At 64.9% G+C, this 23,068-nt stretch carries 19 protein-coding genes; 15 read left to right on the top strand and 4 right to left on the bottom strand.

The window, feature by feature from the left end; translation table 11 throughout:
• The 8 genes from JWM94_RS10695 to JWM94_RS10660 form a co-directional block, all read left to right on the top strand.
• On the top strand, positions 1-233 hold a 233-nt coding region (locus JWM94_RS10695), incomplete at its 5' end, for a hypothetical protein (RefSeq protein WP_299426307.1).
• Between the two features lie 43 nt (positions 234-276).
• On the top strand, positions 277-1,041 hold the full coding sequence (locus JWM94_RS10690; protein WP_299426304.1) for an FkbM family methyltransferase: 765 nt from the start codon (positions 277-279) through the stop codon (positions 1,039-1,041).
• Between the two features lies 1 nt (position 1,042).
• On the top strand, positions 1,043-2,227 hold the full coding sequence (locus JWM94_RS10685; RefSeq protein WP_299426301.1) for a glycosyltransferase family 4 protein: 1,185 nt from the start codon (positions 1,043-1,045) through the stop codon (positions 2,225-2,227).
• Positions 2,224-3,564 carry an oligosaccharide flippase family protein gene (locus JWM94_RS10680; RefSeq protein ID WP_299426299.1) on the top strand — a complete coding sequence of 447 codons (1,341 nt, stop codon included), beginning with the start codon at positions 2,224-2,226 and terminating at the stop codon, positions 3,562-3,564. The genes JWM94_RS10685 and JWM94_RS10680 overlap by 4 nt, the downstream gene beginning before the upstream one ends.
• Position 3,565: 1 nt before the next feature.
• The gene (gene asnB / locus JWM94_RS10675) at positions 3,566-5,485 is read left to right on the top strand and encodes an asparagine synthase (glutamine-hydrolyzing) (RefSeq protein ID WP_299426296.1); all 1,920 of its coding nucleotides are present in this window, start codon (positions 3,566-3,568) and stop codon (positions 5,483-5,485) included.
• A gap of 24 nt (positions 5,486-5,509) precedes the next feature.
• Positions 5,510-6,334 carry an FkbM family methyltransferase gene (locus tag JWM94_RS10670; protein ID WP_299426293.1) on the top strand — a complete coding sequence of 275 codons (825 nt, stop codon included), beginning with the start codon at positions 5,510-5,512 and terminating at the stop codon, positions 6,332-6,334.
• Between the two features lie 7 nt (positions 6,335-6,341).
• Positions 6,342-7,202, top strand: coding sequence for an FkbM family methyltransferase (locus tag JWM94_RS10665; RefSeq protein ID WP_299426290.1), 861 nt, complete (start codon positions 6,342-6,344; stop codon positions 7,200-7,202).
• A 27-nt stretch (positions 7,203-7,229) separates the two neighbouring features.
• Positions 7,230-8,429 (top strand): hypothetical protein, encoded by a 1,200-nt coding sequence (locus JWM94_RS10660; protein WP_299426287.1) that lies wholly within the window; start codon positions 7,230-7,232, stop codon positions 8,427-8,429.
• A gap of 10 nt (positions 8,430-8,439) precedes the next feature.
• Here JWM94_RS10660 and JWM94_RS10655 read toward each other — a convergent pair whose 3' ends face one another.
• On the bottom strand, positions 8,440-9,522 hold the full coding sequence (locus tag JWM94_RS10655; RefSeq protein WP_299426284.1) for a glycosyltransferase family 4 protein: 1,083 nt from the start codon (positions 9,520-9,522) through the stop codon (positions 8,440-8,442).
• A 331-nt stretch (positions 9,523-9,853) separates the two neighbouring features.
• On the opposite strand from JWM94_RS10655, the gene JWM94_RS10650 reads away from it, so the two are divergent.
• From JWM94_RS10650 to JWM94_RS10635, 4 genes are all read left to right on the top strand, one after another.
• Entirely contained in the window at positions 9,854-11,263 is a 1,410-nt protein-coding gene (locus tag JWM94_RS10650) for an O-antigen ligase (RefSeq protein WP_299426281.1), read from the top strand.
• A 1-nt stretch (position 11,264) separates the two neighbouring features.
• Positions 11,265-12,023, top strand: a complete 759-nt coding sequence (locus JWM94_RS10645; protein ID WP_299426278.1) for a polysaccharide biosynthesis/export family protein — start codon at positions 11,265-11,267, stop codon at positions 12,021-12,023.
• A gap of 9 nt (positions 12,024-12,032) precedes the next feature.
• Positions 12,033-14,255 (top strand): polysaccharide biosynthesis tyrosine autokinase, encoded by a 2,223-nt coding sequence (locus JWM94_RS10640; protein ID WP_299426276.1) that lies wholly within the window; start codon positions 12,033-12,035, stop codon positions 14,253-14,255.
• Between the two features lie 65 nt (positions 14,256-14,320).
• On the top strand, positions 14,321-15,517 hold the full coding sequence (locus JWM94_RS10635) for a hypothetical protein (protein ID WP_299426273.1): 1,197 nt from the start codon (positions 14,321-14,323) through the stop codon (positions 15,515-15,517).
• 100 nt (positions 15,518-15,617) lie between these two features.
• Here the strand turns inward: JWM94_RS10635 and JWM94_RS10630 are convergent, their stop codons facing one another.
• A complete protein-coding gene (locus JWM94_RS10630; RefSeq protein ID WP_299426270.1) occupies positions 15,618-15,869 on the bottom strand; it encodes a hypothetical protein in 252 nt (83 codons plus the stop codon).
• 311 nt (positions 15,870-16,180) lie between these two features.
• Between JWM94_RS10630 and wecB the strand changes: the two genes are divergently transcribed.
• Both wecB and wecC read left to right on the top strand, forming a co-directional pair.
• Entirely contained in the window at positions 16,181-17,314 is a 1,134-nt protein-coding gene (gene wecB, locus JWM94_RS10625; protein ID WP_299426268.1) for a non-hydrolyzing UDP-N-acetylglucosamine 2-epimerase, read from the top strand.
• A gap of 7 nt (positions 17,315-17,321) precedes the next feature.
• Positions 17,322-18,557, top strand: coding sequence for a UDP-N-acetyl-D-mannosamine dehydrogenase (wecC, locus tag JWM94_RS10620; RefSeq protein WP_299426265.1), 1,236 nt, complete (start codon positions 17,322-17,324; stop codon positions 18,555-18,557).
• Positions 18,558-18,662: 105 nt separating this feature from the next.
• On the opposite strand, the gene JWM94_RS10615 is transcribed toward wecC, so the two are convergent.
• Positions 18,663-19,943, bottom strand: a complete 1,281-nt coding sequence (locus JWM94_RS10615) for a sugar transferase (RefSeq protein ID WP_299426262.1) — start codon at positions 19,941-19,943, stop codon at positions 18,663-18,665.
• 115 nt (positions 19,944-20,058) lie between these two features.
• Complete coding sequence (locus JWM94_RS10610) at positions 20,059-21,012, bottom strand: M48 family metalloprotease (RefSeq protein WP_299426259.1); 954 nt, start codon at positions 21,010-21,012, stop codon at positions 20,059-20,061.
• A 78-nt stretch (positions 21,013-21,090) separates the two neighbouring features.
• On the opposite strand from JWM94_RS10610, the gene asnB (JWM94_RS10605) reads away from it, so the two are divergent.
• Positions 21,091-23,004, top strand: coding sequence for an asparagine synthase (glutamine-hydrolyzing) (asnB, locus tag JWM94_RS10605; RefSeq protein ID WP_299426255.1), 1,914 nt, complete (start codon positions 21,091-21,093; stop codon positions 23,002-23,004).
• Positions 23,005-23,068 lie beyond the last annotated feature (64 nt).

Below are 23,068 nucleotides of genomic sequence, written 5' to 3'. Positions count from 1 at the left end.
TTGCGGGGCTTCAGACGACCATCAAGCGTGACCGCCCGATCGTATGGGTCGAAGTCGGCGGCGGCGCGCACACCGTTGCGGAAGAAATCGCTGCCTTGCTGCCGCTCCTCCCTACCCCAGCGCGATTCTATCGCATGGCATCGGCGAGCACCGGGCTCGTCTCGCACGCCACCCTGGTCGAAGCCGATGCGACCGATATCGGCGGCGGCGATTGGGTGATCGTGCCGCAATGAGTGCTTCCTTGACCACCCCCGCCGCTTCACCCATCGGGGCGGCATGACCAGCCTTGCCACCCATGTGAAGCGGTTCGTCGGACCGATCATCGCCAATCGCTGGACCGGGATCGTCGCTGCGCGCGTGCTCCGCGACCGGATCCCGCACCGCGGGCTGACGATCGACACGAGCAGCCCGGTGGTCGATGCCGAGACCAAGGCGGCGTTGCTGGTCAACGGGTATGAATCGGCCGAATATCGTTTCGTGCAGAAATATCTGCCGGTCGAGTGCGACGTGATCGAGCTAGGCGGCAGCCTGGGCGTGATCAGCTGCACGATCCGCCGCCGGATCGCCGCGGAGCGCCGTCAGTTCGTGGTCGAGGCCGATCCGCGGCTGGCCAAGGTGCTGCGCGGCAATCTGGCGATCAACGATTGCGCGCGCGGGGTCGAGGTGATCGAGGCGGCGATCAGCTACAGCGCGGGCGACACGGTTCGCTTCGCACTCGGCGAGCGATCGGACAGCGGGCGGATTGCTGCCGACGCCAGCGGATTACCGACGATCGAAGTTCCCGCGGTGACGCTGTCGCAACTGATCGACCGCCACGGCCTGACCGATTTCGCGCTGGTCTGCGACATCGAGGGTGTCGAATGGCGCATCGTCGAGCACGATCTCGACGCTTTGGCCAAGGCGCGCCTCATCGTCATGGAAACGCATGGCGTCCCCGACCGTGGCAGCCACGACGATCTGATCGCCGCGATCCTCGCGACCGGGCGCTTTTCCTTGCTCGACCAATATGGCCCGGTCGTCGTGCTCGAACCCAGAGGCTGACGTGAAGACTCGCCTGGCGATCGTCGTCACTCATCCGATCCAGCATTTCGTGCCCTTCTACCGCGCGATTGCCGCCGATCCCGATATCGAGCTCCGAGTGCTGTTCGGCGCGCCGATCGGCGTCGAATCCTATTACGACGAAGAGATGCAGACCCAGATCAGCTGGAACATGGACATGCTGGGCGGCTATAGCCACGAGTTCCTCGGCGAGGTTCCCGAAGGCGGCCAGCCGAGCGTGCGCAAGCCCAGCGCACCGGTCATCGCCGATCGGCTGGCGGCGTTCGCGCCCGATGTGGTGCTGGTCTATGGTCACATGCAGGCCAACGTGTTCCGCGCGATCTGGTGGTGCCGCCGCCACAAGGTGCCGCTGATGACGATCGGCGATTCCGAATTGCTGCGCGACCGGACGACCGTGACGAAGGCGCTCAAGGAAGTCGTCGTCCGCGCGATCTTCCGGCGCTATTCGGCGTTGCTGTCGGTGGGCGACCGAAACGCCGAATTCTATATTCATTACGGCGCGCCCGCCGACCGCATCTTCCGCTCGCCGTTCACGATCGACGAGGCGACGTATCGTGCCGCCAGCGCCAACCGCGCGAGTCTGCGCGCCGAAACGCGCGCGCTGTACAATATCCCCGAAGACGCGATCGTCGCGTTGTTCGTCGGCAAGCTGTCGCCGCGCAAGCGCCCTGGCGACCTGATCGACGCGCTCGCGCAGAGCAAAGGCCGCAAGGTGATCGCGCTGTTCGCGGGCAACGGCGAGTTGATCGACGAGCTCCGTGCCAAGGCCGATGCGCAAGGCGTCGCGGCGCGCTTCGCCGGGTTCGTCAACGTCGACAAGCTGCCGGGGCTCTACGCGGCCGCCGACATGCTGGTGCATCCGTCGCAGCACGATCCGCACCCGCTGATCTGTTCGGAGGGCGCGTGCATCGGCTTGCCGCAGGTGCTGAGCGACCGGATCGGCGCGGTCGGGCCGACCGATATCGCGCGCGAAGGCGAGAATACGATCGTGTTTCCGTGCACCGACATTGCGGCGCTGGCGGCGGCGATCGACGCGCTGGCCGGTGACGACGCGCGCCGCACCGCGATGAGCGCGCGGTCGCTCGCGATCTTCGACGAATGCGACATCGCGGCCAGCGTCGCCGGGCTGAAACAGGGCATCGCAACGGCGCGTGCGCGACCGCGATGACCGCGATCGGCAAGCTGTTCAGCCCGAGCTACTGGCGCAGCGACAGCCCGGTAGCAGGGTGGTTGCGCGGCGCGGGGTGGCTGTTCGCGTCATCGCTGATCGAGCGTGTCACCGCACTCGCCCAGACCGTATTGATCGCGCGCGCGATCGATATCGACAATTACGGGCGTTACGCCCTGCTGTTTTCGACGATCAGCTTGCTCGCGCCGATCGTCAGCCTGCAACTGCCCTACTCGGTGATCTATTTCGTGTCGCGGTTCCAGACGCGCGACCCGGCGAAGGCGGGCGCGGTCGTCCTGCTCGGGCGGCGGCTGACGCTGGCGACGACAATCGCCGCGCTGGCCATCGCGGTCATTTTCGCCGGGCCGCTGTCGCGCTGGCTGTTCACGACGGGCGGTTTCGGCTGGCCGATCGTGCTCGGCGGGGTGATCCTGCTCGCCTCGGTCCAGGCGGGGTTGAGCGATGCGCTGCTTCAGGCGAGCGAGCGGTTCCGGACGCTGGCGATCGCGCGGGTCGCGACCGCTCTGTTGTCGGTCGCCGCGCTGATCCCGGTGCTGCTCTATTCGCCGACGCTGACCGCGGTGCTCGCGGTGGTCGCAGGCGGCGCGGTGTTCCGCCTGATCGCGGTGGCGATCCCGGCGCGCGCGATCAGCCGGCGGCTGGTCGCCGACACCGACTTCCACCAGGCATGGGGCTCCGCGCGCGTGATCGTCGATTTCTCGCTACCCAGCGGGTTGCTGTCGGTGGTGACCGGCGTGTCGGTGTGGATCGGCAATTACTATCTGACCCGCCAGCCGCTCGGATTGAAAGACTTGGCGATCATCAATACCGGGCTGCAATGGCGCTCCCCGATCCTGGTCATCATGGCCTCGCTGGCGAGTGCGATCGTGCCGATGCTGGGGCGCTATCTCGGCGATGACGATCACGCCCAGACGCGGCGCCTGCAGCGCTATCACATCTGGCTCAATCTGGTGGTGGCGCTCGCTTTCTCGATCGTCGCTATCCTCGGCTCCAGCCTGATCCTCGCGCTCTACGGCCCCGCCTTTCGCGGGCAGAGCTTCCTATTCGGGCTCTTCCTGATCGCATTGGTGCCGACCGCCTACGTCACCGCGCGGCAGCAGGAACTGGTCGCAAGCGGGCGGATGTGGCTACAACTCGGGCTGTTCGTGCCGTTCGCACTGATCGCGGTGGGCGGGACGTTGTGGTTCGCGCAAACGCTGACCGGCGCGCTTCTCGGCTATATTCAGTTGACGGCGTGGGTGGTAACGGCGGCGCTGATCGCGGTGTTCGTGCCCCCACCGGGCGATACGCGCGCGCGACCGGTGGAGACGGCGTAACATGTGCGGAATATTGGGCGTGGTGGCGAAACGGCCGATCGAAGTGGCGCGCTATCGCGCCGCGCTCGACAGCCTCGCGCATCGCGGACCCGACGGCGAGGGCGAATGGCAGGACGAGGGGGCGGGCGTCTGGCTGGGCCATCGCCGTCTGTCGATCATCGACCTCAGCCATGCCGGCGACCAGCCGATGCTGTCGCCTGACGGCCACTTCGCGCTGATCTTCAACGGCGAAATCTACAATTATATCGAGTTGAAGCGCGAGTTGATCGCGCTCGGCGCCTGCTTCGTGTCGGAAAGCGACAGCGAAGTCATCATCGAGGGCTACCGCGCATGGGGCCGCGGCGTGCTCGACCGGCTCAACGGCATGTTCGCCTTCATGCTGCTCGACCGCGCCAAGCGGACGGTGCTCGGCGCGCGCGACCGCTACGGCGAGAAGCCGTTCCTGTTCGTCTCACGACCGGACGCGTTCATCTTCGGCTCCGAATACAAGGCACTGCTCAGCCTGCCCGGGGTCGGGCACGAGTATGACGAGCTTCGCCTCTTGCGCGCGGCGTGCAATCCCAGCACCGGCCTCGACGCCGACCGGCAAACCGTGTTCGGCGACGTCCAGCAGTTGCTGCCCGGCGAAGCGGTGGCGTTCGACCTCGACACGCTGCGGCCCGAGTTCTGGCGCTATTACGCGCCACGCGCCAACGCCGATCGAGCAAACGCGAGCGACGCCGATATTTTTGCCGAATTCCGCGAACTGCTGACCGATTCGGTGCGCATCCGGCTGCGCAGCGACGTGCCGGTCGGGTCGTGCCTGTCGGGCGGGCTCGATTCGAGCGCGATCGTGTGCATCGCCCGCGGGCTGATCGGGGACGACGCCGAATACAACACCTTCACCGGCCACTTTCCCGGCACGCCGGCGGACGAGTTCCACTATGCCAAGGTCGTGATCGACGCGGCGCGGGTGAAGAGTCACTTGGTCGAGCCCACGGTCGACCGGCTGCTCGACGATCTGCCGCGCTTCATCTGGCACAACGAGCTGCCGACGGGCGGATCGAGCCAGTTCGCGCAATGGTGCGTGTTCGATCTCGCCAGGCAGCATAACGTCACCGTGCTGCTCGACGGACAGGGGGCGGACGAACTGCTCGGCGGGTACGAAACATATTTCGGCCAGTATGTCGCGGCGTTGCAGGAGACCGGCGACACCGCCCGGCTGGAGCGCGAATTGCCCGAGATCCGGGCGCGCTATGGCGGCGCGCTCAACGGAACGTCGCGACCCTTGCGCGACCGCCTGCCCTTCCGGCTCCGCCACCTGCTCGCCAACCGGCTTGGCGCCGGATCGAGCATGTATTACGCGATCGAACCGGGCGTCGCGCAGCGCATCATGGTGGAGAATGGCCGCACGCGGATTCCCGGCTTCAATGCGCTGTCCAGCGCGCTGACGGAGGATAGTTTCGGCGGCTTCCTGACCACGCTGCTGCGCTATGGCGACCGTAATTCGATGGCGCATTCGCGCGAGGTGCGGCTGCCGTTCTGCGATCACCGCCTCGCGGACTTCGCTCTGTCGCTCCCGCCGCATCTGCTGATGGGCGAAATCCAGACCAAGCGGCTGCTGCGCGAGAGCATGCGCGGCGTGCTGCCCGAGGAAATCCGCACGCGCTGGCGCAAGCAGGGCTTCAATCCGCCGCAGGACCTGTGGTTCAAGTCGCCGCGCATGATCGGACAAGTGCGCGACATCTTCGCGTCGGACAGCTTCCGCCAGTCGCCGTTCTGGATGGCGGGCTATTGGGACCGGATGCTGACTCGCGTCGAGCAAGGCGAGGACGGGCTGGGTTGGACGTTGTGGCAGCCGTTCATCATCGAAAGCTGGCGCCGCGAATTCCTCGGCCGGATTGCCGCGCCCGCCACGCCCGATCTGCGCAGCGCGGCCTGAGCCCTGTAACTGGATTTTACGTACATGTTGAAGACGACGACCCGCCATCACCTGCTGCAAAAACTGTTCTGGAACCCCGTGGGGGCGAGCATTGCGCGGCGCATGATCCGCTTCGGGCGCAAGTTCGACGTGGTTGTGCGCAACTATTCGCTCAACGGCGACACAAACGGCGAGCGCTGGCTGGCGACGTTGATGGACGATACGCCGGTAGCGATCGACGTGGGATTCCACGATGGCGCGTCCACCGCCGAAATCCTCAAGGAGCGGCCCAAGGCGCGCGTAATCGGCTTCGACCCCTCGCGGTTCGCGCGTGCCAGTTACGACCGGGATTATGCCGGCGACAATCGCATCACCTTCGTCAATCAGGGGCTATCGACCGAACCGGGCGAGCTCGAGTTCCACGATTACGACAATATGTGCAACAGCCTGGCGAAGCGGAAGGAAATGCCCGGGGAAAAGCCGACGACGTACAAGGTGCCGATCACGACGCTGGACCTGTGGTGCGCCGAAAACAAAATCGACCATGTGAATTTCATGAAGGTCGATGCCGAGGGCTACGACCTTCACGTCCTCGAAGGCGCGCGCACGCTGCTCAGCGAACAACGCATCGACATCTTCATGTTCGAATTCGCCAGCGGGTGGACCGGGTCGAAGCGCTATTTGTGGGAAGCGACCGAATATTTCGAGGAGCTGCCGTACAAGCTCTACCACCTGTTCAACGGCTTCCTGACGCCGCTCGTCTATGACGTGCATCTCGATTCTTGCACGACCTTGTTCGCGATGTATGTCGGCATCAGCGACGAGCGGATGGCGCGCGGCGACATCCCCGTTCGCGACTACGGGCTCTGACGGCGGCATGCTCGCATCCGCTATCATGCGCGTCGCGCGCGCGGCGCCCCGGGGTGGCCACCGTCTGGTCACGCTTCTGCGCCCGCTGGTGCCGGGCCTGGGACGCTATCCGGCAACGCTGAAGGCCAACGGCTTCATCCTGCGCGGGGATCTCGCGCTCAACGTCTTCTATCCGCTCGCCGTCTATGGCTACTACACCCACCAGGCTGTCGAGGACGACGTCCTCGCCTTCGCGGCAAAGGGCGCGCGGATGATCGCAGATGTCGGCGGCAATATCGGCTACACCACCGCGTTAATGGCCGGCGTCGCCCCCGACGCGCGAATCGTGACGTTCGAGCCGCTTTCGCTGTGTCAGCCCTATCTCGACCAGGTCGCAGCGCACTTTACTGGCGTCCGGATCGTCCCGAAGGCGGTCGGCGCCGAAGCCGGGACCGCCGAGTTCAAGCTCCGCGCGCAAGTCGACCGGTCGTCGTTCGCGGGTAGCGGCAGCGAGCATGACGCGACCACGCTGAGCGTTCCGATGACCACCCTCGACTTGGAGTTTGCGGGCGAATCGGTGGATTTGATCAAGATCGATGTCGAAGGATTCGAAGACGTCGTGCTCGCGGGCGGTCGCGAAACGATCCGACGATGCAAGCCGGTCGTGGTGTTCGAGGCGTATGAGGAAGACGTGCTGCGCCGCTCGATCGCGTTCTTCGACAGCCTCGGCGCCGGCTACACGCTGTTCACCATCGCCCATCAGGGCGAATTGCGTCCGCTCGAATCGCTGACGCGCGGCGCCGACGAAGTGTGCAACTTCGTCGCCTGGCCCGCCGGCCGGTCGTTGCCCGACGGACGGCGCATTCCGCGCAGCTACGACCGCCCCTGAGCCATGCGCTGCGTCTTCGTATCGGACATGAGCCCGTCGCTCGGCCACGTATATGGCTTGCGCGTCGCGTCGCTCGCGCGGGCGATGGCGGCACGGGGGCATGCCGTCCTCATCCTCGCGCCGGCACCCGACGGGGCGACGGACGAGATCGACACAGTGCTGGCGGAGCGGATTCGCGGCCACGATTGGCGCGAGCCGCTGCTCGTTGAACGCGCACTCAAGCCACAGACCATGTTGTCCGTTCAACGCTCGGATGCGACGCCCGGCGCAGTGCGGCGCGCGCTGACCGCCGGGCTCATTCTCACGCAGGGCGGCGTGCAGGGGGACTGGGTCGCCGGCGCCCGGCCTGCATACAAAACGATCGTTGAGGAGCTTCATCCTGAGATCGTTTGGGCGAACTTCGGGAACCTCAGTAATCTCGTGGTCGGTCAAGAACTGGCGGCGCGCGCGCGGACGCCTTGGACGATCGACTTCAAAGACAATTTCGCGAACTACGTGCCGGCCGGATTGCACGCAGCGCTCGCCCGACGTTTCCGGAAGGCGACTGCCCTCACGACGAACGCGGTCCTTCACGGCGACGCGGCCGCCCGGTGGTTCGGTCAGCCGCGCGACGTGATCTATTCCGGCGTCGCGCCGGACATGGTGGCGCCGCGCGACAGCTTGCCGCGCTCCGACCGCTTCCTCGTGACGCTGGTGGGCAGCGCCTACGGCGCGGACATTCTACGCCGCTTCCTTCATTCCCTCGCCGAATGGGTCGATCGGGGCGACGGCAGCCGCGCGCGCGGGACGCTGTTCCGATATGCCGGTGCCAGCTACGCCGACATCGCCGACGCGGTGAAGGAATCGGGGCTCGCTTGCGATACGTCGGTAACGCCCAATGTGCCGCACGGCGAACTCGCCACTCTGTGCCACGACGCGGCGGCGAACTGCTACCTCTGGGCGGAGTTCGGCTTCCATCACAAGGCGCTGGAGCTGATGGCGTGCCGCCGGCCGGTCATCGTCTTTCCTGGAGAACATCCCGAAACGGTCGATCTGGCGAAGCGGGTCCGCGGCCATCTCGACGTCTGCCGCGACGAAGAGCAACTGATGAACGCGTTCGATGGCGCTTACGCAATGTGGCGCGAACGCCGCCCAGCGGCGCCCGATCTGGATATTTCCGGCGTGAGTTGGGACGCCGGGGCAGCACAGCTGGAGAGCATTCTATCGAGCGCGGTCATGCCGGCATGACCGCACCGCGCTACGCGGCGCGCGCCATTACCTCGCCGGTTATGGTATTCAGTCGCGTCACGAAATTGGGAAACGCGAAATAGTCGAGCCCGGGCGGGATGGCGCGCGGCCGTTCCAGGCTCGACACCACCGCATCCACCAGCGCCGACGTATCCAGCGGATCGACGATCGGTCCCAACAGCCCTTCGCGCATCGCTTCGCGCGTGCCATCCTCGGTGCTGCCGATCGACGGCGTCCCGCAGGCCATTGCTTCGAGCAGGACGAAACCGAACCCCTCACCTCGGCTCGGCATCGCATAGACATCCGCCAGCCGAAAATGATCGGCCTTTTCGTGTTCCGCGACCATGCCGGTGAAACGGACATGTTTGGCAACACCGAGGGTCAGCGCCTTGCGTTCGAGCCGCTGCCGATCGGCCCCGTCCCCTGCAATGATATAGACGAGGTCGGGCACGAGTTCGATCATATCGCCAAGCGCTTCGAGCATTCGGTCGAACCCCTTGTAGCGGTGCTGTCCGGCGAGACGACCGAAGGTCATCACGACCCGGCGCCCCTCGACGTCGTAGCGCCGTTCCAGTTCCGCATTCTTCGGTCCGACCGAAAACCGGTCGAAATGGATCGCGTTCGGCAATACCGCGCATTTCGCGTCGGGATATGGTGCCCATGATCGAAACCGTTCGAGCGTCACCCCGCTGACCGCAGTGATGAAATCGGCCGACCCGGACGTCCATCGCGTGATCGCACGCTCGCTGGGTTTCCAGGCCTCGATCCCGTGGATGGTCAGCGACAGCGGCGCGCGCAGCAACGTCGCGACCGCACGTGCCAGCGGCAGCAAGTTGATGTGCCCGCAAAACACCATGTCGAACGGGCCGCGACGCAATGCTCGCGCCATCGCACGCAAATAGGATCGCATTCCGCCGATCGCCGATAGGTCGAAGTCGAGCTTATCCGGCAAGCTACCAGACAAGGGCAGCTTCGCGATGCGCGGCAGTGCCACCACTTGCTCGATCGCTGGATTGAGGCACATCGCCTCGATCGCGTCGCGATTGGCGAGCGCGATCCCGCCGTGCCCGCCATAGGCATCGGTCAGCAGCATCAGAATCCGTCGACCGCGTTTCGCGGGTGTCACTGGCGCAGGCCACATGTTACTCATAACGCGGCAGTAGTGCTGACCCTTCGCTTCGCCAACCCTGTAAGTCGTTGATAACTAGCCTAGGTTTGCGACACCGGGCCGAGACGAAAGATTTTTGCGGCGAGTGCGGGACCGGCCTCTCGCCCGCACGGGGATCGTATCGGCTTGGAGATAGCGGGAATTTCGTTAAGCGATCACTGCCGGATATGGTTGCTGCGCTTGGCATCGCTGGGCATAGCAGCTAGGGCCTAGCGCTTCGCGCGCACGGGGCGCGCCCGAGGCCATTCGACCGTCTATGCCGAGTTTTTTCCGGTCCAACCGGCCGCACACACTCTACGCCGCGCTGATATTCCTTATGGCCGCCGTGTTGTTCGGCGGCGCGTCGCGGTACAATGTCGGCACTTCGATCGTCCCGCGGCTCGCCGCGCTGATCGCGCTCGTCTATCTGTTCTGGCGACGGCACGGTTCGCCGATCAGGGTCGAGCGCCCTGCGTTATTCTTTTGGCTCGCCGTATTCGCGCTGCCGTTGATCCAGTTGATTCCCTTGCCATGGTCGGTGTGGACCGCGTTGCCCGGCCGCGGACTAGCCCAGGACGTATACACCGCAATCGGCGTGCAGCCCTGGCTGCCGATCAGCCTGGCGCCGAGCCGGACGCTCGATTTCCTGCTTGCATTGTTCGTGCCGCTGGCGGCGTATCTCCTTGGCGTGCATCTGGATTTCGCGGGGCGCGCGGTGGTGTTGCGCGCGATGCTCGCACTAGCGGTGATCAGCGCGATTTTCGGTCTGCTCCAGCTGACCTCGGGGCCGTCGAGCGCGCTCTATTTCTATCGCGTGACCAATAGCGATTCGAGCGTCGGTTTCTTCGCCAACGCCAACCACCTGTCGCTGTTCCTGGCCGGTGCGATCATCATCGCGCTGGCATGGCTGGGCGATTCGATGGCGACGACGGGACGCATCGTGGCGCCCGCCGTGTTGACCGCCGGAATTGCCGTCATCGTCCTTTTGTTCGGTATTGCCGGCACCAGTTCGCGCGCCGGCGCGATCTTCTCGGTCATCGCCCTAGTTGGCGGGATGACGATGCTGCCGCTCGAACGCGTCGGGTTGAAGCGCAGCTATGTGCTGGGTGGCGCCGGAGCTGTGCTGCTGGCATTGGTCGCCGGGCTCGGCCTGGTATTGAGCGGCACGTTGCTGTCGGGCCGTTTCGCATGGGGTTCCGATACGCAGGAGCGGGTCAACCTGCTGCCGCAATTCGGCCGGATCATCCACGATTTCTTCCCGTTCGGATCGGGGTTGGGCAGCTTCGAGCCGGTATTCAAAAGCTATGAAAAGGCCCAATCGCTGAACTTCGGCTATTGGAACCAGGCGCATCACGATTATGCGCAAGTCGCGATCGAGGCCGGGCTGGCGGGGATCGCGCTGATCGTCGCGTTCCTGATCTGGTACGCGGTGCGCGTGGTGGGGATTTGGCGCAATGGCGACGAATCGTCGCGTGTGCGGCGGCAACAGGCGACCGCGGCGTTGTTCATGGCGCTGGTGATGCTGCACAGCGGCGGCGATTATCCGATGCGGACCGGGGCCATCGCCGCGACCTTCGCATTTCTCGCGGCGTTCCTGACCGCGCCGAACGAAAGCCGCACCGCCACGCGGCGGCGATCGCGCGGCAAATTGGCGAATGAGGCTTTTCCGGGCTATGAGCAGAAATAAGATGTGGTACCGGGCATCGAGTATGGTCGCGGCGTCGCCGCGCAGGGAGGCGCGTATTTACGGCAGGTTTATCGCAATCGTTGTGCTGTCCAGCATGCTGGGCGGGTGCGCGGGTGCCAATTTCAACGCGCAGACCGCGACGGCTGCCAAGGTGGAGACCACGCTCCCCGCGCCGTCGATCAGCGACATTTCGCGCGAGCAGGCGGATTACCGCATCGGGCCGCTCGACAAGCTGACCGTGACCGTGTTCGGCGTGTCCGACCTGACCACCAACGGCCAGGTTGATGGCAGCGGCACCTTTTCGATGCCGCTGATCGGCCAGATCCCGGCGATGGGCAGCACCACCAACGAACTGGCGCGCAAGATCGAGGCGGCGCTCGCCGGGCGATATCTGCAGAACCCGCAGGTCAGCGTGACCGTTACCGAGGCGGTCGGTCAGTTGGTGACCGTCGAGGGCAGCGTGAACAAGCCGGGCCAATACCCCGTGGTCGGCCGGACGACGTTGATCCGCGTGGTCGCGATCGCCGGCGGCACATCCGATCTGGCGTCGCTGCGCGAGGCGATCATATTCCGCACGGTCGGTGGGCAGCGGCTGGTTGCACGGTACAATATCAAGGACATTCGCGGCGCGCGCGCCGAGGATCCAGAGATTTTTGGCAACGACCTGGTCGTCGTCGGCGAAAGCGCCGGCAGGAAGTTGTTCAAGGATCTCCTGTCGGTCGCGCCGCTTGCCGGCATCTTCTATCAAGTTGCGAAATAAGGTTCTCCCTTGGCCACTATCAACCTCCCGCTCGATCCCGGCGCCGCCGACGCGAACCCCGAAGGATCGCGGCTCGCGCTTGAGCAGTTTCTGCAACAGCAGGACACCGAAAGCGCGCTGACGCAGTACATCCAGGTGCTGGTCCGCCAGAAGTGGATCGTGCTGGCGATCATCGCTGCGGGCGTGCTCGCCGCGGTGTTCATCAATGCCACCACGGTCAAACTGTACCGCTCCACCGCGTCGCTCGAAGTTGCGCGTGAAGCCGCGCGGGTGGTCAACACCGAAGACGGGTCGCCAAAGGCCGCGGCCGCTTCGCCGGAATTCTATCAGACGCAATATGGCCTGTTGCGCAGCCGCGCGCTGGCCGAACAGACCGTGGAAACGCTGCGGCTCGCGGACAATCCCACTTTTCTGTACGCTTATAGCGGCGGCAGCGTGCCGGCCGACGCGCTGAAGGGCGATCGCCGCAAGCGCGAACTCGCGGCGGCGGGACAGTTGATGTCGCATCTCACGATCGAGCCGTTGCGCGGGTCGAGTCTGGTGTCGGTCAGTTTCGACAGTCCCGATCCGGATCTGTCGGCGGCGGTGGTCAACGCCATGACCAAGAATTTCATCACCTCAAACCTCAATCGTCGGTTCCAGGCGACCGCTTATGCTCGTACCTTCCTGCAACAGCAGATCGAGAATACGCGAGTAAAGCTGGAGGCGTCCGAACGCGCGCTGGTCGCGTATGCGGCGCAGGAACGGATCATCAATTACGACAGCGGCGCGACCGGCAAGGACGCCGATCCGTCGGCCGGCCAGTCGGTCGTCTCGACCGACCTGCGCGCGCTGAACGACGCGCTGAACACCGCGAAGATCGATCGCGCCCAGGCCGAGGCCCGCTATCAGCAAGCGTCGCGTACCAACGGGATGAACGCCACCGAAAGTCTCGGCGACCCGACGATCAACCAGTTGCGTGCATCGCGCGCCGAATTGCAGGCCGAATATCAGCGGCTGTCGGCGACGTTCCGCGCCGATTATCCGCAAATGATCGCGTTGCGTCAGCAGATCGCCGAAATCGACAAGCAACTTAGCCGGCAGGGCTCGGTCGTACTCGATTCGCTCCGCACCAACTATCAAGCAGCGGCGCAGCGCCAGGGCGACCTTCAGCGCCAGGTCGATACGCTAAAGAACAGCGTGATCGATCTGCGCGGGCGCAACGTCCAGTATCAGACGCTCCAGCGCGATGCCGATACCAACCGCTCGCTCTACGACGCGTTGCTTCAGCGTTATAAGGAGATCGGCATTGCCGGCGGCGTCGGCACCAACAACGTATCGGTGGTCGATAGCGCCCTGGCGTCGCACTCACCGGTCACGCCACGCACGACGATGAACCTGTTGCTCGGGCTGTTGCTCGGCGCGCTGATCGGCGCGGCGGTTGCCTTCATGCTCGAACAGCTCGACGAATCGATCATCGCGCCGCACGATCTGGAACGTAAGCTGGGCGTGCCATTGCTCGGCAGCGTACCGCGCGTGTCCGAATCGGAACTGTCGCTCGACTTGCTCGAGGACAGCAAGACGCCGCTGGCCGAAGCCTATCTGTCGCTTCAGACGGCGTTGCGGCTTACCACCAGCAAGGGTGCGCCGCGCGTCTTGTTCGTAACCAGTTCGCGTCCATCGGAAGGCAAATCGACCACTGCGATGGCGGTCGCACGCAACTTCGCTGCGTTGGGCCGCAAGACGATCCTGATCGACGCCGATTTGCGCAACCCATCGGTGCACAAGATGCTCGGCTTCGCCAATGCCGGCGGCCTGACCAACATCCTGGCCGGCGCCACCGACATGACCAATTTCATTCGCCCCGGACCGGTCGACCGGATGATGGTGATGAGCTCGGGGCCGATCCCGCCCAACCCGGCCGAATTGCTGGCAGGACCCGCGCTGGCGGAAACCTTCGAGCGTTTGCTCGAGCAGTTCGATCACATCGTCGTCGATGGCCCGCCGGTGCTGGGGCTGGCCGACGCGCCGCTAATCGCGAGCTATGCCGAAGCGACGATGTTCGTCGTCGCGGCGAAGAACACGCATACCCGCACCGCGCGGATTTCGCTGCGCCGCCTCGCCGATGTCCATGCCAACATCCTGGGTGCGGTGCTGACCAAGTTCGACGCCAAGAAGGTCGGCTACGATTACGGTTATAATTACGAATATGGCGACAAGCGGATCGGGTTCCTGAAACGGTCGGCCGGCTAGGCGGTCGAGCCGTGCCGGCGTTGGTAACGATCCCCCGCGGAACCCGCTCGGTCCGGATTGCGGTCATGGCGCTGGCCATCGTCGCCGGGTTCTTCACGCTGCGTTCCGGGATCGCGTTCTTTCTGGCGACGCCGGCGACGGCGGAGATCGCGCTACAGATCGATCCGACCAACAGCGACGCCATGAGCGCTCGGGCCGACGAGTGGCTGAAGACCGTGCAATTGGGCGACGAAGCCGCGAGACTTACCGCGTTCAGCCGCTCCGCACTCGAACGATCACCGTACGACGTGGTCGCCTTGCGCGATATCGGCATCATCACCGCCGCCAACGATGACGAGCGTGGCGCCGAACGACTATTGTCGCTCGCTTCGCGTCTGTCGCTGCGCGACTATCTCACGCACGCCTGGTTGCTCGATTACCGGTTTCGCACCGGACAGATCGCGGCGTCGGTGCGCGAGGCCGACATCGTCCTGCGCCAGATGCCCGATAACTGGGACATCATCATGCCGGCGCTGGTGGCGCTGACCAACGATGCGCGCGTGATCGATCCGCTGGCGCGGACCCTCGCCGTCAAACCCGACTGGCGCGGCACCTTTCTGTACAAACTAAGCGAATCGAACCCCAACCCGCCGCAGACGTTCGCGCTGCTCAAACAGCTAAAGGCGTTGGGGTCGCCGGCGAGCAAGGAAGAGCTCGACCAGTATTTCGTCGTCGCCGGGCAGAAAACGCCGGTGCGCGAGCTGTACGCGCAATGGGTCGCGCTTTTGCCCCCCAGCGCGAAGGGCGAAAGCGCGGCGTTGCTCCACGATGCCGACTTTGCGGGGCTCGATGCGCCGCCGCCGTTCGGTTGGAAGCTTCACCCGCTGGAGGGGGTTTACGCTGAACGTGGCCCCGGGCCCGGCGGAATGGGAAGCGCGTTGTTCGCGGCATTTGCCGGCGACAAGGAAACCGTCTTCGCCGACCAGGAACTCGTGCTCGGACCAGGCCATTACCGCTTTGCCGGTCGCGCTTTTGCCGAGGACGCTATCGACAAGGGCACGTTCCGCTGGTCGATGGTCTGCATGACCAAAGGGCATGAGGTCGAGCTCGCCAAAGCGCCGATCATGACGATCCCGGGGAAGTTGATTTCCTATGCGATCGAATTCGACGTACCGGCCGATTGCGATCAGCAAGGGCTGGCGCTGATCGGTGCCGGTGTCGGAGAGACGTTCGACACGCCGGGCCTATATGTCGATGGCCTGCAACTGAAGCGACTGCGCTAGGGCGTATCGTCGGCGTCGCTGTGCGGACGAATTGCGCGCAAAGAAAAAGGGCGCGCAATCAATGACTGCGCGCCCTTATATAATTCAGCAGATCAGCGAATCACGGGCTCTTCGGCTTCGAGTCGCCCGAGGCAGCGGCAATGACGCCACCGATGATCGCGAGGATCGCGAGCACAGCGACAACGGCGCCGGTGCCGTGAATGTGGTTGGCGTCCTTGGCATCGGCGCCAGCGCGCACGGTGCTGACCTTGGCCATGACGGTGCCCTTAGCGGGCGCAGCCTGCGCCATCGCCGGCGACGCCGCGAGCGCCACTGACGCGAGCGCGGTCATAGCGGACTTAAACAGCACCATTAGCAAACTCCCTTGGTTATCTATTCCAATTTCCCCACGCGCTTGCCACACAAACGCGCCGACTGTCAACCATATCGCAGGTCATTGCGGCAGTTAGACTTGCCCTTTTCCCCACGCGACCGGTCAACAAAATCGCAAACGCAATTTCGGGGTATTTGTTGCACGAAGCAACTGCTTTTTCCGCGATTAGGTTTGCGATCGGCCGGGCAATGCCGCGTTACCGTTAAATTACCGTGACACTGTACGATCCGACGCGGTTACCCGCGACAAAGCGCTTGTCTGTCGCCGCCCAATCCCGGAAAGGACCAGTCATGTCGTCCCCCGCTCGTCCGCGCATCCTGGTGGTTTTCGGCACCCGGCCAGAGGCGATCAAGCTGTTTCCCTTGGTCCATGCGCTTCGCCGCACGACCGCCGACGTGCGCGTGTGCGTGACCGCGCAGCATCGCGAGATGCTAGACCAAGTGCTTGAAATCGCTGAGATCACGCCTGACTACGACCTCGACCTGATGCTGCCCAACCAGTCGCTCGATACGCTCACCGCGCGGTTGCTGACCGAGGTGGGAAAGGTGATGGACACCGACAAACCCGACCGCGTGATCGTGCAGGGCGACACTGCCACGGCGATGGTCGGGGCGCTGACGGCCTATTATCGCAAGATCCCGGTGGCGCATGTCGAGGCGGGGCTGCGCAGCGGCAATATCTACCATCCCTGGCCCGAGGAAGTGAACCGCAAGGTCGTCGGCGCCATCGCCGATTTGCATTTCGCGCCGACCGACACGTCGCGCGACGCCTTGCTCGCCGAAAACGTGCCCGCGACCCGCATCCACGTCACCGGCAACACCGTGATCGACGCGCTGATCGAGACGCGCGCGCGGGTCGATTCGGACCCCTCCCTCGCCGCAGCGATGGAACCGCTCGCGGCGCGGTTCGCCGGCAAGCGGATTGTTGCCGTGACGACACACCGCCGGGAAAATTTCGGCGATGGGCTCAAATCGGTCGCGCAAGCGGTCCGCCGAATCGCGCGACGCTCCGATGTCGCGGTGATTTTCCCGGTCCACCCGAATCCCAATGTTCGCGGGCCGATGGCCGAGGTGCTGGGCGGGCTCGACAATGTCGCGATGATCGACCCGCTCGATTACCCCAATTTCGTCCGGCTGCTGTCGCTGTGCTATTTCGTCATGACCGACAGCGGCGGGGTTCAGGAGGAAGCCCCTGCCCTCGCCAAGCCCGTGCTGGTCCTGCGCGAGACGACCGAGCGGCCCGAGGGCATCGCGGCGGGCACTGCCAAGCTCGTCGGCAATGACGAGGAAGTCATCGTTACCGAAGCTTCACGACTTCTGGACGATAGGGCGGCGTATGAAGCCATGGCCCGCGCCCACAACCCGTTCGGGGACGGCAAGAGCAGCGACCGCATCGCTCGCATCGTCCTCGATTCGTTCACCTGACATGACCATGAGCGTCTGCGTTGTCGGCCTGGGGTATATCGGCTTGCCCACCGCCGCGGTGATCGCGCGCAGCGGGGCGAGCGTGCTGGGCGTCGATATCCGCCCGACGGTGGTCGACACGATCAACGCCGGCAACATCCATATCGAGGAAGCCAATCTCGATTCGCTGGTGCGCGAGATGGTCGAAAGCGGCGCTTTGCGCGCCGCGCTGGCGCCCGAACCGAGCGACGTCTTTATTCTGGCGGTGCCGACGCCGTTCACCGACGGGCATGCTCCCGACATCACCTATGTGCTGGAGGCGACGCGCTCGATCGCGCCGGCGTTACGCCGCGGCAGCTTGGTGATCGTCGAATCGACTTGCCCGGTCGGCACGACCGAAAAGGTGCGCGACGTACTGCGCGACGCGCGACCGGACCTGGCCTTTCCAGACGGGAGCGACAATGCCGCCGACGTCTGCGTGGCCTATTGCCCGGAACGCGTGCTGCCGGGGAAGATCCTCGACGAATTAATCAGCAACGACCGCTCGATCGGCGGGTTGAACGCCGCGTGCGCCGAGCGTGCCGTCGCCTTCTATCGCGGGTTCGTCGCGGGCGAATGCGGCACGACCACCGCACGCACCGCCGAGATGTGCAAGCTGGTCGAAAACTCGTTCCGCGACGTTAACATCGCCTTCGCCAACGAGTTGTCGATCGTGTGCGACACGCTCGACCTAGATGTGTGGGAAGTCATCCGGCTCGCCAACCGCCACCCGCGCGTCAATATCCTCCAGCCCGGCCCCGGCGTCGGCGGCCACTGCATCGCGGTCGATCCGTGGTTCATCGTCGATAGCGACCCTGCCAATGCCCGGCTGATCCGGACCGCGCGCGAGGTCAATGACGGCAAGGCGGAATATTCGTCCGCGCGCGCCGCCGCTTTGGCCGATGCCAATCCGGACGCCGCGATCGCGTGCCTGGGCCTGGCGTTCAAAGCGAACATCGATGACCTGCGCGAAAGCCCGGCCCTTGGCATCGCGGTCGAACTGGCGAAGAAATATGGTACCCGGGTCCGTATTGTCGAGCCGCATATCGCGGATCTGCCCCCGGCTTTCGCGGGCACCGGCGCGACCTTTGCGACCGTCGACCAAGCGCTCACCGACTGTGGCGTGCTGGTCGTGCTGGTCGATCACGATGAGTTCAAGGCGGTCCCGGACGCTGCCCGCGCCGGCAAGGCGATCTACGACACGCGCGGAATCTGGCGGGCGTAATACCACCATCGTCACCCCGGGCCTTGTGCCGGGGTCTGCCTGTCAACCAGCGATATCGCACGTGGGAACGCGGATCCCGGCACAAGGCCGGGATGACCAAAGACTTTACTTCGCGCCGAACCCGCTGACGACGGTGCCGACGGTTCTGAGCAGTATCAACAGATCGAGCCAGCCCGAGAAGTTCTTGATGTAATAGAAATCGTAATTGAGCTTCGAATGGACCGAGGCGAGGTCGGCGACGTGCCCTTGATTGACCTGCGCCCAACCGCTGATCCCCGGCCGCACGATATGACGGTACGAGTAAAATGGGATTTCCTGTTCGTACCAGCTCGACAGCGCCACGGCTTCGGGCCGCGGGCCGATCCAGCTCATTTCGCCGAGGAGGATGTTGATCATCTGCGGCAGTTCGTCGAACCGCGTGCGCCGAAGCAAGCGGCCGAGCCGCGTGATCCGCTGGTCCTGTTCGATCGTGATATAGCCGTCACGCCCGTCCTCGGTCGACGGATCGACCGTCATCGTGCGGAATTTCCAGACGTGAAACGGCTTACCGCGATACCCCATCCGCTCTTGGCGAAAGAACGCCGGGCCGGGCGAATCGAGCCGGATCGCGATCGCGACCAGGATCATCGGCACGATCAGCACGGGGAGCATCGCCAATGTCAGGATCAGGTCGAACCCGCGCTTCATCTTGCGATAGGCGAGATTGGGCAGCAGCGAGCCGAAGCTGTTTTCGGACAAATGCTCGATCGACACGCGCCCGGTCAGCGATTCGCGAATCTGCTTGGTGTGATAGATCGGATGCCCCTTGATCGCGGCATCGGCGAGCATCCGCTCCCACGCATCGTCATGGTCGAAACGCAGATCGGCGACGATCACCACTTCACGCCCCGGCGGAATCCGCGGCTCCGTCAGCGGGATCCAGACCACATTGGGGATTTCGGTCAATGCCGCGGTCTTGCCGAACGGTACGATGTAGAACGGCTTTGTGGTGGTTCGCGCCAGATAGAAATGGATGCCGTAGGACGTCGCCGCCGCCAGCACGAACGACGACGTCAGATAGGCGCGGCTGTAATCGAGCCGCAGCAACAATAACGCGACCAGCACCAGCCCGTACGACGTCGCATAGGTCGGGATGATATAGCTGAACACGCGCGATCCCGGGAAAGCAGTCACACGCCGCAACAGGAACAACCCGACGATCGCGCCGAAGATCGCGCCGACAAATACGTTATCGACTTGGCCCACCAACGTCGCCGCGTTAGGATTGTCGAGGATCACCGGGCGCGCGAACACGACCCGCGGCACGAGCACCGCGAGCACGACAACGGCGAACGCCTCGACGCGAAACGATTCAAAAATACTCGATCGCGGTCGCGTCGCTGCCATGGCACGACTCATCAACATGCCGGTGAAATCCCTTTTATACGCTTGTACTGGCGGACTAATCGCAACGTCGCGTTACACCGGTAGGTCGGCTCAAGTCCATAAACCCATGACAAGGTCATCGCGGACGCAAGTCGGGTGGCGGCAGAATCGGCTCGCCCCGCGCGCGAAGGTCGGCGATGCGCGCGACTTCGGCCGCGATCGCCGTCACGCGCTGGCCCCAGCCCGGATAGGTCGGGCTGGTGAACAGGCCGCCCAGATGCTTCGCCTTGAACCGCCGCCACAACGCCACCGCCGCCGCCTGGTCATATCCCGCGGCGGCCATGAGGTAGGGCGCGAGCCTGTCCGCCGCCAATTCCTGCGCGCGCCGGGCGCGGGCATCGATCCCCGCCTTGCGATGTCCGAGCACATTATGCGCGAGCTCGTGCGCCATCACCGCCGCCAGCGCGTCGGGCGTCCCCGCGAAATCGACCATTTGCGACGACAGTTTGACCCATATCGTATCGGTACCGAACGCATCGAGTTCGTCGATCGATATCTGGAAGCGCGATCGGCAGGCGGGTGCGCCGACCAGATCGATCGTCATTTGTTGCCCAGCCCGGTCGATCGTCAGCGTCGCACGGGCGTCGGCGAGCGCTTTGTCGAGCGTATCCATCGCGGCCTCAACCGGCGCGAAGCTGGCCTTGGCGGATGGCGGCGATGAGACGAACGGCAGTCCATCGGCGGCGATCAACACATCGCCGGATTTGATCCCGGCCTGCTCGGCGACCGATTGGGGAACGACCAGTTCGACCGTCGGACGGTCGGTCATGCCCAGCACGCGGGCCGCCGCCGCGCGATACGGCACGTCATATTGCGCCAGCGTACCCAGCGTCAGGCCGCTTTCCACGAACCCTGCCGTGCACCGTGCCGCATTGGCAGTCACCAGCCGATAGCCGACCGTCGCCACTTCGGCGTCCTGCCCGAGCAAGCCGCGAACGACCGTGTCGGTCCGGTCCTGCGTCGAATCGGCGCGCGCGGTCGATGCCAGCAACGGCACGGCGATCAGCAGGATGATTCGGCGCCACATCATCACGCCGCGCTAGCGAGTGCGCACCGGCTTGGCGAGATACGCTCGACGGGTCGCATCGCGCGCCGTAAGGCAGCGGCCATGTGCGGGATTGCGGGACTCGTCGGGCGTTTTCCCCCCGGCACGATCGGCGCGATGGGCGCGCTGCTCGCGCGGCGTGGGCCCGACGATCATGGCGTGTTCGAGGATCGCGACGCCGGAATCGCCTTCGCGCACCGGCGGCTGGCGATCATCGACCTGTCGCCCGCCGGCCACCAGCCGATGGCCGACGGGTCGGGCCGCTACACGATCACGTACAATGGCGAGATCTACAATTACCGCGAATTGCGCGCCGAACTGATCGCGCGCGGGCGGCAATTGCGCGGTCATTCGGATACCGAAGTCATCCTCGAACTGTTCGCCGACCAGGGGCCGGACGCGTTCGCGCGGCTGAACGGCATTTTCGCGCTGGCAATCTGGGACTCAACCGCGCGGCGACTGTGGCTAGCGCGCGACGGCATGGGGGTGAAGCCGCTCTACCTCGCCGAGACGCCGACAGGCCTCGCCTTCGCGAGCGAACTCAAGGCGCTGCTCGCAGTGCCCGGGATCGACCGCACGATCGATCGCATCGCCGTCGCCGCCTATCTCGGTTATCTCTACTCGCCGGGCGAGCGCACGATGTTCGAAGGCGTGCGCAAGCTCGCGCCGGGCACCTGGCTCAAGATCGAAGCCGATGGCCGCCGGGCGACTGGGCAATTCTTCACAATTCCGGCTTACGTGCCCGACGCGGCGATGTCGGTCGAGCAAGCGATCGCCGGCACCGAAGCCGCCTTACGCACCGCCGTCAAACGTCAGATGGTCGCGGACGTCCAGGTCGGCGCGTTCCTGTCGGGTGGGCTCGATTCGAGCGCGATCGTCGCGCTGGCGCGCGAGCATTCGCCCGACAAGCTTGCCTGTTTCACGATCGACTATCGCGGCGGCGACGACGACGAGATGATCGACGATTTGCCCTATGCGCGCCGCGCGGCGCAGCATCTCGGGGTCGATCTCCACGAAATCGCGGTCGATTCGAGCATGGCGACAGAGTTCGAGGCGTTGGTCTACACGCTCGACGAACCGCAAGCCGACCCGGCGGCGCTCAACAGCCTCAAGATCGCGTCGCTCGCGCGCAGCCACGGGATCAAGGTGCTGCTGAGCGGCAGCGGCGGCGACGACGTGTTCACCGGCTACCGCCGCCACCGCGCCGCCGCGCTCGATGCGCGGATCGATCGTTTGCCGGCACCGGTCCGGTCGATGCTCGGTTGGGCCGGCGGCCATGTTCCGGGAAAATCGGCAAACGCTCGGCGGTTGCGTAAATTGCTGTCGCCGATGGGCGAGGACGGCGACGCGCGGTTGCTCAGCTATTTCGAATGGCTGCGGCTCGAGGATGCCGCCGCGCTGATTGCGGGCGCCTCGCCCAGCCTTGCAGGCGAGGCGCGGCAGCCGATGATCGACACGCTCGCCGCCTACCCGCAGGGCAATCAGATCGAGCGTGCGCTGCGGCTCGAACAGCATTACTTCCTGATCGACCATAACCTCAATTACACCGACAAGACCGGGATGGCGGCGGGGGTCGAGGTGCGCGTGCCGTTTCTCGACCCCGATCTGATGGCGTTCGCCGCAACGATGCCGACCGAATTCAAGCTGCGCGGCGGCGAGACCAAATGGGCGCTGCGCAAGGCGATGGAGCCGCATCTGCCGCGCGACATCATCTATCGCCCCAAGACCGGGTTCGGCGTGCCGTTGCGCGCGTGGATGAAGTCCGGACTCCAGCCGATGATGGCCGACTTGCTATCGCCGACGACCGTCGAGCGGCGCGGATTGTTCGATCCGGGCGCGGTCGCCGCGTTGCGCGCCGCGACCGAGGCCGGACGCGTCGACGGGCATTATTCGCTGCTGGCGCTCATGGCGATCGAGCTGTGGTGCCGCGCGTTCGCCGATCGGGCGCTGCCCAAACCGGAAAGCGCCGCCGCCTGAGGATGGGTTGCATATTCGCCGCGCTTTCGTACGAGGGCGCGCCTTCTAGCATTATGGGGAATCA

The sequence above is a fragment of the Sphingomonas bacterium genome (genome assembly GCF_028289855.1).
GTDB lineage: Bacteria > Pseudomonadota > Alphaproteobacteria > Sphingomonadales > Sphingomonadaceae > Sphingomonas.
The sequence above is the reverse complement of the archived record's forward strand: the minus strand, read 5'-3'. Positions and strand labels throughout refer to the sequence as shown.